The organism is Alteribacillus iranensis, from assembly GCF_900113025.1.
In the GTDB taxonomy this organism is placed as follows: Bacteria; Bacillota; Bacilli; order Bacillales; family Marinococcaceae; genus Alteribacillus_A; species Alteribacillus_A iranensis.
In genome coordinates this window covers 294,744-310,829 of sequence record NZ_FONT01000004.1, presented here as the reverse complement: position 1 = coordinate 310,829, position 16,086 = coordinate 294,744, and the positions used below count along the sequence as shown (strand labels likewise).

Sequence of the window (16,086 nt, the reverse complement as noted above, 5' to 3'; positions counted from 1 at the left end):
CATCCCATTTGTTATTCTATTACAATTAAAAAGAGACTAAGTAAAGTGCGGTGAAAACGATGGTTAAAATACTCGTTGTTGAAGATGATACGACATTGTTTGCTGAGATTGAGAGTCGGTTCGCGCAGTGGTCTTACGAGGTATACGGTATTAACGATTTTAACAAAGTTATGGAGGAATTTACAGTATTAAAGCCTGAACTCGTTATCATCGATATTCAGCTGCCAAAATTTGATGGCTTTCATTGGTGCCGGATGATACGTACTCACTCGAATGTACCGATCATATTCTTATCGTCGCGGGATCATCCAACGGATATGGTCATGTCCATGCAGCTGGGAGCAGATGATTACATACAAAAGCCTTTTCATTTTGAGGTCTTAATAGCGAAAGTCCAAGCCGTCTTGCGTCGAGTCTATCATTATAATACGGATCAACCGGTGTTAAAAAAGTGGTGCGGTGCTACCGTAGATATGGAGAAAAATCTTGTTTCAACAGATGAGGGTTCCGTTGAATTGACGAAAAACGAGATTTTTATATTAAAAGTGTTGCTTGATAGAAAAAATAGTATTGTGGGTCGTGAGGAGATCATTCAAAAACTATGGGACGATGAGAAATTTGTTAGTGACAATACATTAACGGTCAATATTAATCGATTGCGTAAAAAACTAAACACCCTCCAATTAGGTGACTTCATTGAGACGAAAGTGGGGCAGGGTTATATCGCGAAAGAAAAGGAAGACTTGTCATGTTAGTGACATATTTAGTGGAGAGGAAAAGTTGGATTATGTTTTTTATGGGGAGTCAGCTGCTGCTTCTATTTGTTGGTTATGTAGATGCGAGTATATCTGTGTCCTCTCTTCTGTATCCTGTTTTTTTACTAAGTCTTCTCTTTGTTGTATTTTTACTCTTACGCTGGCGGGCCGAGACAAGGTTTTATCGAAAGCTAGACCAGGGCGAAGAAAACGTGGATGTGATGGAACTGCCTGAAGGGAGAAGTCCTTTTGAGCTAGTCGTAGAAAAGAGACTTATTCAACAGGGGGATAAACTGCAAGAAATAACGAGCGACAGCAAAACAACTTTGGAGCAGGAGAAAGACGACTTGTTATCATGGATTCATGAAGTGAAAACGCCTATGACAGCAATGCGATTGATGATAGATCGATTGCAAGATAACGAATTAAAAAGTGGACTGTATTATGAATGGCTCCGTATCCATTTGCTTCTAGATCAGCAACTTCATCAAAAAAGAATTCCTCATATGGAAAATGACTTATATATAGAAGAGACTTCTTTAAAATCAATTATATTTAAAGAAATTAAGACCTTACAATCATGGTGTATTCAAAAAGGGATAGGAATAGATGTGGACCTTGACGCCGACTCCGTATTAAGTGACGCCAAGTGGCTGGCTTTTATTATTCGGCAGTTACTGACTAATGCGGTGAAGTATAGTGAGGGATCAAATATTGAAATAACAAGTTATGAAAAAAATAACCAGGTTCATCTGGTGATAAAGGATAAAGGACGCGGTATTGACTCAAAAGACTTGCCACGGATTTTTGACAAAGGATTTACTTCGACATGGAAGCATGAGGATAACACAGCGACGGGGATGGGATTATACTTAGCAAAGAAGTCTGCTCAATCCTTATTAATAAAGATCGAGGTGGTATCGAAACTAGAAGAAGGTACAACATGTACTTTATTGTTCCCTGGTAAAAACGAGATCATAAAATTGAGGAGCGTGTGACAAAAACGTCACATGCTTTTTGTGTTTGTTAGATGAAACGAAGGAATAGAATGAACCTAGCTTTTATAATGAAAACAGAATAATAAAAGAGGAGCGGAAGAAATGAGCGTACTAGAGGCTGCTAAAATTTATAAGAGTTACGGAAATAAACTGAATAAGTATGAAGTGTTAAAAGGGTTAGATATTACAATAGGAGCCGGAGAATTTGTAAGTATTATGGGGCCTTCTGGCTCAGGAAAAACGACGCTCCTAAATGTGCTGTCATCCATTGACCGAGTCAGTCAAGGTTCCGTACACGTGAAAGGGAAAGAAATTACCAGAATGAAGGAGAAGCAATTAGCAGAATTTCGCAAGCATCATGTAGGTTTTATATTTCAGGAATATAATTTACTCGATACATTGACGGTGAAGGAAAATATATTACTCCCCCTGTCTGTTACGAAAATTCCTAAGAACGAAGCCGAATTAACATTTGAAGAGATAGCGAAGGAATTAGGAATTTTTGATGTGAAGGATAAATATCCGAGTGAACTATCGGGAGGTCAGAAACAAAGAACCTCCGCCGCACGTGCTTTTATACATGAGCCTAGTATTATCTTTGCGGATGAGCCGACAGGGGCTCTTGATTCTAAATCTGCTTCTGATTTATTAAGTAACATCGAACGGATGAATAATAAAAAACATACTACGGTAGTCATGGTTACTCATGACCCGACTGCAGCTAGTTTTTCTAGAAGAGTTATCTTTCTACAAGACGGACACATTTATACTCAACTAAATAAGGGGGATGAGACGCGGCATTCATATTTTCAAGCGATTATGAAAACGTTAGGAATACTTGGTGGGGTAACATATGACGATTAATCAATTGATCATGCGAAACTTAAAAAAGAACCTTCAACATTATTACCTCTATGTATTTGCTTTAATTTTTTGCAGCGCTCTATATTTTGCTTTTGTTACTTTGCAATTTGATCCCTCCATGAGTGAGGCGAAAGGATCCATTAAAGGAGAAGCGGCAATTCGAGCTGCATCGGTTGTCCTTCTTGCTATTGTCACTGTATTCCTTCTGTACGCCAATAAGATGTTCATCAAACGACGCAGCAGAGAAATTGGCTTATTCCAGCTTATCGGAATGACCAAGAATAAAATAATTCAAATATTGTTAGTCGAGAACTTAATCATTTATTTCAGTTCTTTACTTGTAGGAATATTTTTTGGGTTTGCTGCTTCGAAATTATTACTCATGATTTTAATGCAAGTAACAGGTGTGGAAGCAGTGACAAGCCTCCAGTTTTCACCACCTGCCTTTTTACAAACTGTCATTGCCTTTACTGCTATTTATTTACTTATACTGTTAGCAAATTATATTTTCATAAAAAAACAAAGTGTCCTCTCTCTATTCCGCATGTTATCCACCTCAGAGGATAGTGGAAAAAATATCTCTTTTATTGAAATGGTTGCCGGTATTCTTGGTATTTTACTTATTGGTGCAGGATATGCTGTGTCATCTCAGCTATTTAATGGGGACTTCACCACCATGGCTGAACTCTTCGTTGCGATGTTATTTATTCTAGTATCAGTTATTGTGGGAACCTATCTTTTTTATAAAGGATCGGTCCATTGGATATTACATGTGTATAGAAAAAGGAAAGACGGCTATTTAACAGTAAACGAAGTGTTGTCCTTATCTTCGTTAATGTTTCGGATGAAATCAAATGCTCTCCTCTTAACGATTATTACTACTATATCGGCATTAGCGATCGGATTATTATCTCTTAGCTATATTACCTACTACTCAGCTGAACAAAGTGCTAAAGATAATGTGCCGCATCACTTTGCGTTAACGAACGTCCAAGATGCGGAACGGTTTGAAGAACGGTTACGAAAAGAAAATATCCCGTATTATAGAGAGGTTATGGAAGTCATTCAATTTGAAGCCGATGTGGAGAGGATACTTGAAGCCGATATGGATGGATTGAATTTCAATCCGAATCTGATGGTTTTGCCAGTGATTAGTGATGCTAATATTTCCACTGTGGATCTGTCACCAGAAGAAACCATTTTTACAGGCTACAACGATATGTTACAAAGGTTTATGACGTTAAGTGAAAAGGGATCGTTAACATGGGAAGGTGCAACAGATAGTATTTCCCAAACGTATCTAGGGTTAGAAGGTGATTATGTCCTCTCCTATTACTTCACAAATGGAGGCTTGCCCACCGCTATCGTTGATAATAAAGTGTTTGAGCGTATGCGGGCAGACATAAATGAAGACATTCAAAAAGTTTCCGGGGTTTATGTAGGTATACAAGTGGGAGAAGAAAATGTTGATCAGGCCAACGCTATGTTTCAAGACATGAATTTTAACAGTAAGACACCTCATCATTCTCAACAAGAAATAAGTGAGAACCAGAAACAAAACATGGGTCTAGCTATGTTTATCGTTGGATTTTTGGGGCTAACCTTTTTAATTACATCTGGATGTGTTCTATACTTTAAACAATTGGACGAAAGTGAAGAGGAGAAGTCCAACTATGTCATCCTGCGAAAACTTGGTTATACGCATGGGGATTTATTAACAGGAGTGAAGTATAAACAACTCTTTAGCTTTGGAATTCCTTTATTTATTGGTTTGCTTCATAGTTACTTTGCCGTTCAATCTGGATGGTTTTTGTTTGGCACAGAGCTCTGGACCCCTATGGTTATCGTAATGATCGTTTATACATTGCTGTACTCTGTGTTTGGAATTCTGTCGCTGAGGCATTATAAAAAAATCATTAAATCAGCTTTATGACTTTATCTAAAGATCAGAAGAAGGAAAGGGAAAAGCACCTTTCCATATGCCGGTCTTTCGGACTTGATGCACGTGAACAAGGCGCTTGCGCTTTTGTGAAGCACCTTGTCGTTTTTTCAAGGAACATGTCCAATATTGGCCTTTGCTATTCGTGAAGGATAAAAAGCTTCATCCCCCTCAAAGGCTATGAGGAGGATGAAGCAATTGTTTTTACATCCTATTTTTGTGGTTTTACTAGATCTAAATCGATGGTATCAGTTAGAGAACTTGTTTTTGATTTTATTTGCTGCTTTTTTCGCTTTATCCTTATAATCATCTTTGTTATTATCCCAGTGGTTCTGGGCATTCTCTCGGTACTTTTCGTTATTCTCATTCCAATATTCTCTTGCGCGGTTACTAAAGTTGTTGCTCATGATGATCACTCCCTCTAAAGAGAATTGGTTCTAATTCTGCCATTCCCGATAGCACGTTTTTTAAACCTGTGGATCATTGGAAAGTACAGATACGGTTTGTAACGTGGAGTCCGAAGGCTTTTGAAAATAAGCTCCCATCCTTTTTAAAGCATCAAGAGTACTGATATGCTCTTCTCTTATTCTTTCTCCTGGAGTAAGAAGGGGAATGCCAGGAGGATAAGGAAGTATGGTTTCTCCACATATCTCACCAGCTGCCGTCCACAAGTCCACTCGTTTATGAGGGGCATGATAAGCATCCAGTAAAGATAATTCAGGCTCATACACATGACCTTCTCGTTCAAATAATGTTAATTGAGTGATAGGTGTACGAGGGGAACCATGTAACGTTTGTATCTTTTTATCTACTTTTTTTACAGCATCTACGACGGATTGGATGTGTTCCAAACTTTCAGAGATAGAAAATAAAAAACAAACATTTTGTGGATCACTAATTTCTGCACTACAGTTTTCTTCATAACATAAGTCAGATAAATCGAAGCCAGTAATAGTCCTATTCTTAGAAGAAAGAATCCACTTTAAGGGGTCACGATAATCCACTCCACGGCTGCCGTTCCATATGGTCAAAGTTTGTAATTCATGATTTAGCTTTTCACGGGCTTGTTCTAGGCGTTTAACAGTGTCACTTAATTGTTTTTGGCCTTGTGTCATATAGTATCTTCTTGCAGTATCTAATGAGGCAAGCAGGGGGAAAGAAGGACTGGTAGAGTGAATCATGCTAAGAATTTGAGCTGTTCTATCAGGGGATATTCGTTTGCCTTGAATATGAAGCATAGAAGCCATTGTCATAGCAGGAAGTGTTTTATGGGTGGATTGCACAACGAGGTCTGCTCCCTGGGATAAGGCAGAGGGAGGAACTTTTTCTGTTAAACCAAAGTGAGCGCCATGTGCCTCATCAACGAGGAGTGGTATATTCATTTGGTGACATAACCTTGCGAGGAAGTCTAGTTTTTGTCCCATTCCATAATAATTGGGATTCGTTACCCAGACGGCTTTTACATCGGGATGTTGTTGTAAAGCTTCTTCCCAAAACCTATTCGCTGGCATTTTAGCTGTATTCGTCTCTGCTTCGATAGAAGGGTTTACATAGACGGGACGTGCGCCAGCCAAAAGCAATCCATGAAATACAGATTTATGCATACTTCGTTGTACGAGTATCTTATCACCTGGGCGGCATGTAGTAAGAGCAGCTGCCATGTTACCAACGGTGCTGCCACCGACTAAAAAATAAGTAGAGTCAGCACCAAACGCATCGGCCGCCATACGCTGCGCTTCTGCAATAAATGTTTGAGGATGGTGTAAATCATCAATTCCTTTCAGGTGAGTAGCATCAATCTTTAGGATATCAGAAAAATGTTCTTTTGCTTGGCCATCAAAAACACGACCATCTTTATGACCGGGCACGTGTAAGGAAATATGGTTTCGTCTCTCGTAGGAACGCAGGCCTTCATATAAGGGAGCGGAATGATGATTAACACGAGAAGAAACATGGTTGTGATGGGGCATAGGAAGGGAACCTCCCATCTTATTTTAAATTAGTGTACAGTGATAGGGGTTCCAGGCTCAATGATTTGAACCCATGTTTTCCCCGGGGTTAACTGTACGGTCTTATTATATTCATCTATGATTAATAACTTTCCATTCTCATTCTTCCAAGCACCTTCTAGTAATGTTCCTTGAGAAAGAATAGTTGCTTTCCCTTCCCCAGAAAGACGTATGTCAATACGATTCGATGTATCTCCTGGTATCGAAGTATGCTCTGCTTCCAGAAAAATGATATTATCTGCATAAATGTAGCGGTTCGTTTCCCTATCTTGTTGGGGAGTTCCTTCTTGGTAGCGAATATATCTTTCTTTCTCCTCATCCCATTTGTATTGAACAGCAGTGAAATCATTATAGGAAAACGAAATATCTTTTGCTTCCATATTCGTAGATGGTTTGTCGGTGCTATATTGCCAATACGGCTGAAATTTCTCTTGCGATCCTAAAGACAAACGTTCTGGGTAAAGATAGGCGTTATGAGGTGCCTGCCGGTTTCTGTCCCGTGAGAAAACGTTATCGTTTGTCATCCCATCAATATGAGAAGTGGCTGTTGTGGCGAGACGTTCATAAGCCTGGGGGCTGCCGCCGTAGTGAATAAAAGAAGTGTGAAGCATGTTTGCCAATGGTAAAAAGTAATGGCGGGCACTTCTTACAGGTCCTACTCGTTCTGGAATGTCATCATGAAAAAATGCAATATAGCGGCTGATATCTCCTTCGGTTTTCATCTCAAACACAAGATCAGCTTGGGATAACCCACTTTGCGGTCTCGCCTGGATAGAATTTTCAATAACAGCGGCAAAGTGAGGATACGACCCTTCTTCAATCTTTAAACCTGTAGATGGCGAAATAAGAGTGTGCTCTGACTTCTTAGGAGCAACCTCCTTTTCTTCATCGTCTTTATGCTCTTGTTCTGACTGCTGTTCTTTTTTAGACAGCTCGTCCTCGAGGGGCTCAGGCTCTGCTTTCACTATGTCGGGTGTGTCTTTTACAGGTGTCGTTTCGTCCAGAGTGCTTGTACGATCTGGAACATCTTCTCCACTAGAGCAAGCCATTAACGTAAATATGAGGGTGAAAAATATAGCGGTTTTTTTCAACATAAAAAATCTCCTTCTCTTACATGGTCAGAAAAGTGTATCCGATACTATAAATATAGCTAACATGATGAGAATTCATGACAAATTTCCAATCCGATGCAATACTATTATTATATGTATGAATAAAAGAAGTACTTGCGAAACACCAGAAACGCAATGGGGGTAGTAGAGAAGCTCTAACGACGATGGAGTATATAGTTAAGTTATGAATTTGTCAAACCTTGTGACGGTTCTTTCGTGAAGACTTATATTGTCGCATGTAGTGAGAGGCACAATTAACTGTGTAATGGAAGGCGAGGAGGAGATAAGGATGACTTGTTTAAAAAACAGCACCCCAAAATCAGACCAGTTTCGAATGCCTGGAGAATTTGAACCTCACAAAGGAACATGGATGCTGTGGCCGGTACGAACCGATACATGGAGGTCAGGGGCGAAGCCAGCGCAACGAGCGTACGCCGACGTGGCAAATGTGATTGCCCAATTTGAACCTGTTACGGTAGGGGTTGGTACAGAACAATTTGAAAATGCTCGTGCTATGCTGGCCGATAACGTCCGCGTGGTGGAGTTATCATCAAATGATGCGTGGATGCGTGATATCGGGCCGACATTTGTAAAAAATGATAAAGGAGAAGTTCGTGGTATCGATTGGAGGTTTAACGCATGGGGGGGTATCGATGAAGGACTCTATTTTCCATGGGATCAAGATCAGCTTGTGAAACAGAAAGTGGTAGAAATAGAGCAGCTGGATCATTATAACGCTAGAGACTTCACGCTTGAAGGCGGGGCGATAACAGTAGACGGAGAAGGGACGCTCATCACCACAGAACAATGTGTCTTAAATCCTAATCGAAATCCGCACCTATCAAAGGAAGAGACAGAAAGAAAGTTAAAAGATTATTTAAATATCGATAAAATTATCTGGTTAAAAGACGGGCTCGTTGGAGATGAGACGGATGGACACGTGGATGAAGTTGTATTTTTTGTCCGCCCTGGAGAAGTAGCCATTGGCTGGACAGACGACCCGGATCATCCACATTACAATGTTTTGCAAAGCGCCTATAAACAGTTGGAGAAGGAAGTAGACGCCAAGGGGAGAAAACTAAAAATCTATAAAGTTCCGATGCCTGCTCAAGTTACTATTAGTAAAGAAGAAAGCCGGGACATAGATTTTGCAGCAGCTGCCTTTAACAGGGAGGCGGATACATCATTTATAGCTACGTATATCAACTGTTATCTTTGCAATGGGGCGGTGGTGCTGCCCTCATTTGATGACCCTAAGGACAAAGAGGCAATGACACTATTTCAGCACATGTATCCTGACCGGAAAATTGTAAGTGTGAAAACACGTGAGATCTCACTCGGTGGCGGCAATATTCATTGCATTACTCAGCAGCAGCCGATGCCATAAAACATTAAGTGGTGATCCCTTCCTCTTTCTGGTATTCCATCTAATCGTCTCCTGTTCTTGTAGTCTTGGGGGGGAGAAACATGTTTAAAATGAAAGTAATACAAGCAAGAATAGCAAGAAACCAAAATATACTCTGGATAGAAATGGCTAGTCCCTCTTGAAGGATGCCTGCCAGTTCGTTAGGAAGCTGGTCCCGTTGTATAGGATCAAGAAGAGTATCGGCGATCCCGAGGCCGAATGAACTTCCCGATGGAGCATGCTCCTCAAGATAGACTAGTAGACGCATGTTTAATAGGGCACCCATGATAGAGACTCCCATCGTATTACCCAGAATACGCATGAACATATTGGACGCAGTAGCAACTCCTCGGACATTCCATGCCACGTTGCTTTGGATAGAGACGATATAGGTAGTTGTAGTAAACCCCATCCCGGCTCCGATGAAAAATGAACCAAAGCCTACCAGTACTGGTCCGTACTCCGGTTGGGAGATCAAAAGAAGGATAGAACCAATGATTAGACATACTCCGCCAATGAGAGCCGTCTTCCTAAATCCAATAGTAAGGAGAATTTTTCCTGCAATGGTTGAACATATTGGCCAGCCAATGGACATAACCGCTAATGTAAATCCACCAACGATAGCGGAGTGTTCCATTGCTCCTTGCACATAGGTAGGGATAAAACTAATGATTCCAATCATAATCATGCCGGTTGTGAGCGATGCAGCATTCGCAATGGATATGATCTGATTTTTCCAGATCCAGAGAGGCATAATGGGCTCTGTTGCCCGGTTTTCTTGAATAAGGAATAAAAGGAATCCACCGAGAAAAAGAGATAAAAAGAGAAGACTTTCCGTGGAGAGCCAGCTCCAGGCGACCCCTCCCTGGATAAAAGCGATCATTAACCCAGTGACAGAGATGAAAAGGAAGGCAGCTCCTAAGTAATCGATGGATCGCTTCTTTGTTTCTATTCGTTCATCTAAAAAGAAAATAATACCAGCTAGTGAGAGAACGCCGAACGGTATATTAATCCAGAAAATCCATTTCCAATGTAAAAACTCGACAAAAAAACCGCCAAGTGTAGGGCCGATGATGGCGGAAATACCCCAAACGCTTGCAAGATATCCTTGGATTTTAGACCGTTCTTCTATCGTATAGATGTCTCCAACAATCGTCATGGCGATCGGTTGAACTGCTCCAGCTCCAATTCCTTGCAAAAAGCGGAACAGGATAAGGAATGGCATAGAATTCGCTATTCCACAAAGAATGGAGGCAATCAAAAAAATGATAACTCCGGTCACGTACACTGGTTTTCTTCCGTATAAGTCAGCTAACTTACCGTAAATCGGAACTGTGATCGCTTGCATTAATAGAAAAATAGAAAAAACCCAACTGTATAATGAAAATCCCCCAAGGTCTGCCACTATATTTGGCATAGCGGTTGCCACGATGGTTGCTTCAATCGCTGCCATAAACATTCCAATAACAATAGAGGTAAGTACAATTGGCCGGTGTGTCGCAGGTTTCCTCCTCATAGCTTGTCCCATACTATCTCCTCTTTTACTATGTTCGTAGATTCTCATCTATTCAGATGAATTTTTTTCATCATGTAATACAAGCATTATCATGATGCCTTGTTTATGTCAATTTTCAAAAAGCTAGAATGTGTGGGATGTGTTAGGATTTTGTTGTATTCCCTCTTAAAAGGGTCTCTTAGGAGTGATAGCCATCCATTTAGTAACATTTCTACCAAGAAGATAAACTTAAAGAGTCTTGCCAGTAACAAGGGGCACTAAACTGGCAAGACTTTTCCTGCATGGTCCTATCACCTCTTAACCTTTCTTTCCGTACGTCCCCTGGTTGCAGCATTGATGGTAGATACCAAACGGGCGAGGATAAATATCTAATCGGGGATCATAGCAAGTAACCAGCTCATCTATCGTCTCTGCTGTCATCTCTTGGCTCCACGGTGGTGTAGTCTCTCCAGGGTTTCTAGTATCTTTAGGCATTCGGATGCCAAATAATCGTCTTGTTTCAGTCTCCACTGTATTTGTTAGTTCAATTCCCAGCCATAAGCTTTCAAGAAGACGTTGGTGAACATTCGCGGAAATTAATTGTGTTGCTTCATCATATTGGTGATTCTGAAGGAGCCGTACATAATTTTCTTCCAATCCTTTTCTTTCCGAGATCAATCTTTGCTCAAAGCACTCGATCGCTCCTGTTACGTAATTTAAAAAGTATTCCGGATGCTCACTAGTGAAATACATAAGGCGTTTAAATTCTCTCACCGCGTATCTTGTTGCTTCTTGAGGGGCATAGTTGGCACTTAAAAAAGCGGAATCCGAATACTTAGTCATATATCGATGTTGCAAAAATTCGGGTGGTACCGCATAGGGATTGGTTGCTATCGGTATCGGTACATAAGGGGTAGTGACTGCACCTGTAACAGCAAGCCACAACGTTTGTAGTTCATTCGGTACGTTAGGACGGATGTGAGCCACTTGACCATAGCCAGCTCGGTCATTAGACCAGCGCGGATCCCGGACAAGAGCAAGCATATCTTCAAGCCCAACTGGAACAAGTGACATTAATTCTGCTTCTCTTTCGGTAGGTATACGCATCGCTGTAAAGTGATCCTCTCTTTTACTCACCCCTTCTCCTGGAAAAGGCTCTCCATACACGTCTTGCAAGTTTAAATAATCAGGATGATCCGTTGCTGGATTCCACCATCCCTGTCTTCTTGCAAACTCAACAATATTATCTGAACCCATATAATTCTCATTGTTTTTAAAATCAACAGGGAAGTTATGAATATAACCAGGGTAAGACACACGAACTTCGTCTGGACCCAAACGTTCTGCTGCCCATAATCCCTGCCCGCCAGCGTATTCAATAACAACCCATCCTTCATCTTTATCAGCAAAAAGGTGAGAATTTCCACCATATGTGGAGTACCCATAGGTGTTAATAAGATCCCCTATGATTTCAACGGCTTCCCGGGCTGTCTTCGCTCGTTCCATGGCGATACGCGCGAGATCACTATAATTTGGTCCTTGTTGCGGCGTCGGAGTCATGTCGACTAACTCTGGACGGGAAGGTGACCAAATATCACGTCCAGCCACACCATGTTCATTTAAGCCCCCATTTGTGAGAGGGGGAGGAAACCCTTCAAATTCAGAATATGTGGAACTGATATACTTGTTCGTATAGGGAGCTTGTGGAATATCGATAAGTCTGCCGGGAATGTTTGCATTTTCCGTAACTCCGACTTTCATTGTGGACCCTGCAGGATGACGCTGCCTCGGGACAATATCGATCCAGTGACTGGAAGGCTCATGACCAAACCCACCTAATAATGTTGAGCCATCTTTTGTTAATTGATGTCCCACATAAAACCCAATACTCATACGAAACACTCCTCCCAAGACTATGTCAGTTCACCCTATGCCCAGAGACATTCTTTTATGTATCTCATAATTCATCGTCTGGGAGGAGACATTTCAGATGAAGGAAGAAAAAAGCCGCACCGTATGAGTGGAGGCGCGGCAGCGACAGTTGTTATGGTTTCAGTACGACTTTAATACAGCCATCTTCATGTTCATCGAAAATATTGTAAGCTTGTTCGGCGTTGTCTAAATCAAATTTATGGGTAATGATGTCCGTTGGGTCAAACTCACCCTTTTGAACCATATGAAAAAGCTCTGGCATGTAATGGATAACAGGAGCTTGTCCTGCTTTTACTGTGACATTTCGACTGAAAATGGAATGCAAAGGATAGGCGGTGGCCGGTGCCCCATATACACCGGTTAATTGGATGGTTCCAAATTTTTTCACAGAATGAGCTGCCATAATAATGGGATCAATAGTTCCGACTTGTCCTGAAAGTGTTTTTATTTTGTCTTTTAAGCCAGTGTCACCATCCATCCCTACACAGTCAATGACGACTTCCGCTCCGCCTTTTGTGATTTCATGTAAATGACCAGACATGTCTTTAAACTCTTTATAGTTAAAGATTTCAACATTGTTAGTACGTTTTGCATGCTCTAAACGGTAAGCTTCATGGTCAACAGCGATCACTCGTTTTGCACCCTTTAACCAGGCAAATTTTTGTGTCATTAAACCGACGGGGCCAGATCCGAGAACAATCACTGTGTCATTTGGTTTCACACCACTATTTTCCACACTCCAGTAAGCAGTAGGAACAACATCCGATAAGAACAAGACGCTTTCATCCTCTAATTCGCTGTCTTCAGGGATAACAAAGGAAGAAAAGTCAGCATACGGTACACGTAAATATTCAGCTTGACCGCCAGGGTAGTTACCAAACATTTCGGAGTAACCAAAATAGGCACCGGCGTCTTTATGAGGATTGGAGTGATCACACTGGCTCTCCATGTGGTTTTTACAAAAGTGACACTCTCCACAGCTAACATTAAAAGGAATGACGACGCGATCGCCTTTTTTCCGGTTTTGTACGCCAGGACCTACTTCCTCTACAATTCCCATTGGCTCGTGACCGATGACATAGTCTTTGCTTAAGGGAATGGAGCTGTGATACAAGTGAAGATCAGAACCACAAATAGCAGTGGAAGTGATACGGACAATCATATCATTTTCATGCTGAATGCGGGGCGCTTCCACGTTTTTTACTTCTACTTTTTCTTTGCCTTGATTGGTTACCGCTCTCATGAGGTTTCCTCCTTTTAATAAGGCATCACCTTCCTATTTCCGTTCCATGGAACAAACGAAACACGTTCTTCTCACCATCCTTGCACTTTTTGGCTGAATTTTTATAATGAATGCATAAATATAAAGAAATGTTCATTTTTATTCTTGCGGTGCTGGTCATCCCGATCTATAATAGAAAAACAGAAAAAAAGAAGGATTCGTTGATAGCGTGTTATATAATAAACGTTGCAACAAGAAAGGGGCTTCCTATGACGACAGGATACCTTGTTTTAGAGACTGGGGAAGTATTTGAAGGAGAGTGGATAGGAGCAGAATATGAGATAGCGGGAGAAGTTGTATTTAACACAGGCATGACAGGCTATCAGGAAATGATGACAGATCCATCCTATGCCGGACAAATTCTTACGTTTTCTTACCCTCTCATCGGGAATTACGGCTTGAATGAAACCGATGATGAAAGCTTTCAAGTTTCTGCTTCTGCAATATTGGCAGGGGAAGTGACGGAAACACCGAACCATTATCAATCCCACTCTACGATGACAGAGAAATTAATGAAAGCCAATATCCCTGGTTTAAAAAATATAGATACACGAGCAGTGGTGGCTGCTGTTAGAAAGCACCAGACCGTACGAGGAAAAATCGTTTTTAATGAACGCAACGTGAAGGACGATGAGGACTGGGGAGTAAAAGAGAATGCAGCATTAGTCGATAGTGTGACTGTCCAGGAAATGATGACATATGGAAGCGGAAATCACCATGTCGTCCTTGTAGATTTTGGCTATAAAAAATCTATCCTAACAGCATTATTAGAGAATGATTGTAAAGTAACAGTAGTGCCATATAACACATCGTATGATACAATACAGGATCTTTATCCGGATGGTGTATTATTCAGTAACGGCCCCGGAGATCCTATGGAAATGAAGCCTTACTTTACAACAATAAAAAAACTAACCCAGTCTTATCCATCTCTCGGAATATGCTTAGGCCACCAGGTTATTGCACTAGCATACGGAGCGAGTACGGAAAAAATGCCATTTGGACATCGGGGAAGCAATCATCCGGTCATCGATACAACGACAGGAAAAGTATGGATTACGTCACAAAATCATGGATATGTTGTAATAGAAAACAGTGTGGATTCGAATGAGTTTGAAGTATTATTTCGTAATGTGAATGATAAAACGGTAGAAGGCATGAGGCATATAAGTCTTCCGTTACAATCTGTTCAATTCCATCCGGAAGCACATCCAGGGCCTAGTGATACAGCTTACGTTTTTGATGATTTTATCAAGCAAGTCAGCTCTGCAAAGGAGAATGAAGTTGTAAAGATATAATACCGATACATTGGTTTGTTGCCAACGCCATGTAGGAGAGAGGGGAGCGGTATGCTGGATCTAAATCCCGAACAATTTATCTTAAAACCATCATTTGCGACGATTAATTGTGAACCAAATTGGCAATGGAAACGTAGAGATAAGCCTATTCCTAACTATGATTTGTTTTATGTTTGGAATGGGGAAGGGAATTTAATATTAAACGACCAAAATTATAATCTGAAAAGGGGAAGTTGCTTTCTGTTTCGTCCAGGAGATTGGACAACTGCTACTCATAATCCTCAAAATCCGCTCATACTAACTTACATCCACTTTGATATAGAGAAAGTGCCCCGGATGATCCCGGGGCCCTATCGCGTTCTACAAGACACTATTACCTTTGAATCTCTTTTAACTCGTTATGTACGTCTCTTTCTAATAAAGACATTTGGTTCTGAAACAGAAGGGAAGCTTATCCTGAAACAGTTAATGATTCAGCTTTTGAGAGAGGAACAACAAGAAGAAGAACACGTCGACCAAACAAAAAACACACTTTTGGCAGCCATTCAAGAAATTGCAAATTATGTCCAACAGCATCCCGGAGAAGACCACTCGGTAGAGAGCTTAGCCGCTCGCGCTAATTTTTCACCCCGTTACTTTTCACGAAAGTTTAAAGAGATTATTGGGCAGACTGTCCGCTCTTATATTGTAGAAGTCCGCATAAAAAGAGCGGAACATCTTCTCCACTATACAGGGATGACGGTGACAGAAGTGGCCCGTGCCCTCGGGTATAGTAATCTTCATTTCTTTAGCCGTCAATTTAAAAATTACACTGGAAAAGCGCCTTCTGAAATTAGGTGATCAGTTAGTCATGGAAGCCTTTTCAAAACCAAAAATGTAAAACGATGCAAGTGTTTTTTTGAGTTTGCAAGAACGCTTTCCTTATAACCGCCTAGCCTCAATGGTCTTGGCGGTTTTTTGTTTGCTTATAGAAAACATAAGTGTAAAAAAGTGCAAA

Annotated in this window: 13 protein-coding genes; 7 read left to right on the top strand and 6 right to left on the bottom strand. The window is 40.9% G+C overall.

Translation table 11 applies throughout. The annotated features are described in order from the left end of the window. Window positions 1–59: 59 nt before the first annotated feature. From BM095_RS11235 to BM095_RS11220, 4 genes are all read left to right on the top strand, one after another. The gene (locus tag BM095_RS11235; protein ID WP_091661813.1) at window positions 60–755 is read left to right on the top strand and encodes a response regulator transcription factor; all 696 of its coding nucleotides are present in this window, start codon (window positions 60–62) and stop codon (window positions 753–755) included. Continuing rightward, entirely contained in the window at window positions 749–1,753 is a 1,005-nt protein-coding gene (locus tag BM095_RS11230) for a sensor histidine kinase (RefSeq protein ID WP_091661699.1), read from the top strand. The genes BM095_RS11235 and BM095_RS11230 overlap by 7 nt, the downstream gene beginning before the upstream one ends. A 102-nt stretch (window positions 1,754–1,855) precedes the next feature. Further along, window positions 1,856–2,617, top strand: a complete 762-nt coding sequence (locus BM095_RS11225) for an ABC transporter ATP-binding protein (protein WP_091661697.1) — start codon at window positions 1,856–1,858, stop codon at window positions 2,615–2,617. Beyond that, window positions 2,607–4,550, top strand: coding sequence for an ABC transporter permease (locus tag BM095_RS11220; protein ID WP_091661694.1), 1,944 nt, complete (start codon window positions 2,607–2,609; stop codon window positions 4,548–4,550). Before BM095_RS11225 ends, BM095_RS11220 begins: the two co-directional genes overlap by 11 nt. 254 nt (window positions 4,551–4,804) lie before the next feature. Here BM095_RS11220 and BM095_RS16595 read toward each other — a convergent pair whose 3' ends face one another. From BM095_RS16595 to BM095_RS11210, 3 genes are read right to left on the bottom strand one after another with little or no spacing between them, the layout of a single operon-like run. Further along, complete coding sequence (locus tag BM095_RS16595; protein ID WP_177194790.1) at window positions 4,805–4,963, bottom strand: hypothetical protein; 159 nt, start codon at window positions 4,961–4,963, stop codon at window positions 4,805–4,807. A 60-nt stretch (window positions 4,964–5,023) separates the two neighbouring features. Beyond that, entirely contained in the window at window positions 5,024–6,526 is a 1,503-nt protein-coding gene (locus tag BM095_RS11215; RefSeq protein WP_091661691.1) for an aminotransferase class I/II-fold pyridoxal phosphate-dependent enzyme, read from the bottom strand. A 29-nt stretch (window positions 6,527–6,555) separates the two neighbouring features. Then, window positions 6,556–7,659 (bottom strand): DUF3048 domain-containing protein, encoded by a 1,104-nt coding sequence (locus BM095_RS11210; protein ID WP_091661689.1) that lies wholly within the window; start codon window positions 7,657–7,659, stop codon window positions 6,556–6,558. Window positions 7,660–7,966: 307 nt separating this feature from the next. Between BM095_RS11210 and aguA the strand changes: the two genes are divergently transcribed. Beyond that, complete coding sequence (gene aguA, locus BM095_RS11205) at window positions 7,967–9,064, top strand: agmatine deiminase (protein WP_091661686.1); 1,098 nt, start codon at window positions 7,967–7,969, stop codon at window positions 9,062–9,064. A 40-nt stretch (window positions 9,065–9,104) separates the two neighbouring features. On the opposite strand, the gene BM095_RS11200 is transcribed toward aguA, so the two are convergent. From BM095_RS11200 to BM095_RS11190, 3 genes are all read right to left on the bottom strand, one after another. Then, complete coding sequence (locus BM095_RS11200) at window positions 9,105–10,610, bottom strand: MDR family MFS transporter (RefSeq protein ID WP_091661683.1); 1,506 nt, start codon at window positions 10,608–10,610, stop codon at window positions 9,105–9,107. A 285-nt stretch (window positions 10,611–10,895) separates the two neighbouring features. Beyond that, the gene (locus tag BM095_RS11195; RefSeq protein ID WP_091661681.1) at window positions 10,896–12,470 is read right to left on the bottom strand and encodes a C69 family dipeptidase; all 1,575 of its coding nucleotides are present in this window, start codon (window positions 12,468–12,470) and stop codon (window positions 10,896–10,898) included. Window positions 12,471–12,621: 151 nt separating this feature from the next. Continuing rightward, window positions 12,622–13,752: a zinc-dependent alcohol dehydrogenase gene (locus BM095_RS11190; protein WP_091661678.1), complete on the bottom strand. Its 1,131-nt coding sequence runs from the start codon at window positions 13,750–13,752 to the stop codon at window positions 12,622–12,624. A 248-nt stretch (window positions 13,753–14,000) separates the two neighbouring features. Here BM095_RS11190 and BM095_RS11185 point away from each other — a divergent pair, with 248 nt between their 5' ends. Both BM095_RS11185 and BM095_RS11180 read left to right on the top strand, forming a co-directional pair. Next, window positions 14,001–15,089 (top strand): carbamoyl phosphate synthase small subunit, encoded by a 1,089-nt coding sequence (locus BM095_RS11185; RefSeq protein ID WP_091661677.1) that lies wholly within the window; start codon window positions 14,001–14,003, stop codon window positions 15,087–15,089. Between the two features lie 51 nt (window positions 15,090–15,140). Continuing rightward, window positions 15,141–15,929 (top strand): AraC family transcriptional regulator, encoded by a 789-nt coding sequence (locus tag BM095_RS11180; protein WP_091661674.1) that lies wholly within the window; start codon window positions 15,141–15,143, stop codon window positions 15,927–15,929. Window positions 15,930–16,086 lie beyond the last annotated feature (157 nt).

Coding starts and splice junctions, on each gene's coding strand:
- BM095_RS11235 (WP_091661813.1), top strand. CDS start 60: ATGGTTAAAATACTCGTTGTTGAAGATGATACGACATTGTTTGCTGAG.
- BM095_RS11230 (WP_091661699.1), top strand. CDS start 749: ATGTTAGTGACATATTTAGTGGAGAGGAAAAGTTGGATTATGTTTTTT.
- BM095_RS11225 (WP_091661697.1), top strand. CDS start 1,856: ATGAGCGTACTAGAGGCTGCTAAAATTTATAAGAGTTACGGAAATAAA.
- BM095_RS11220 (WP_091661694.1), top strand. CDS start 2,607: ATGACGATTAATCAATTGATCATGCGAAACTTAAAAAAGAACCTTCAA.
- BM095_RS16595 (WP_177194790.1), bottom strand. CDS start 4,963: ATGAGCAACAACTTTAGTAACCGCGCAAGAGAATATTGGAATGAGAAT.
- BM095_RS11215 (WP_091661691.1), bottom strand. CDS start 6,526: ATGCCCCATCACAACCATGTTTCTTCTCGTGTTAATCATCATTCCGCT.
- BM095_RS11210 (WP_091661689.1), bottom strand. CDS start 7,659: ATGTTGAAAAAAACCGCTATATTTTTCACCCTCATATTTACGTTAATG.
- aguA (WP_091661686.1), top strand. CDS start 7,967: ATGACTTGTTTAAAAAACAGCACCCCAAAATCAGACCAGTTTCGAATG.
- BM095_RS11200 (WP_091661683.1), bottom strand. CDS start 10,610: ATGGGACAAGCTATGAGGAGGAAACCTGCGACACACCGGCCAATTGTA.
- BM095_RS11195 (WP_091661681.1), bottom strand. CDS start 12,470: ATGAGTATTGGGTTTTATGTGGGACATCAATTAACAAAAGATGGCTCA.
- BM095_RS11190 (WP_091661678.1), bottom strand. CDS start 13,752: ATGAGAGCGGTAACCAATCAAGGCAAAGAAAAAGTAGAAGTAAAAAAC.
- BM095_RS11185 (WP_091661677.1), top strand. CDS start 14,001: ATGACGACAGGATACCTTGTTTTAGAGACTGGGGAAGTATTTGAAGGA.
- BM095_RS11180 (WP_091661674.1), top strand. CDS start 15,141: ATGCTGGATCTAAATCCCGAACAATTTATCTTAAAACCATCATTTGCG.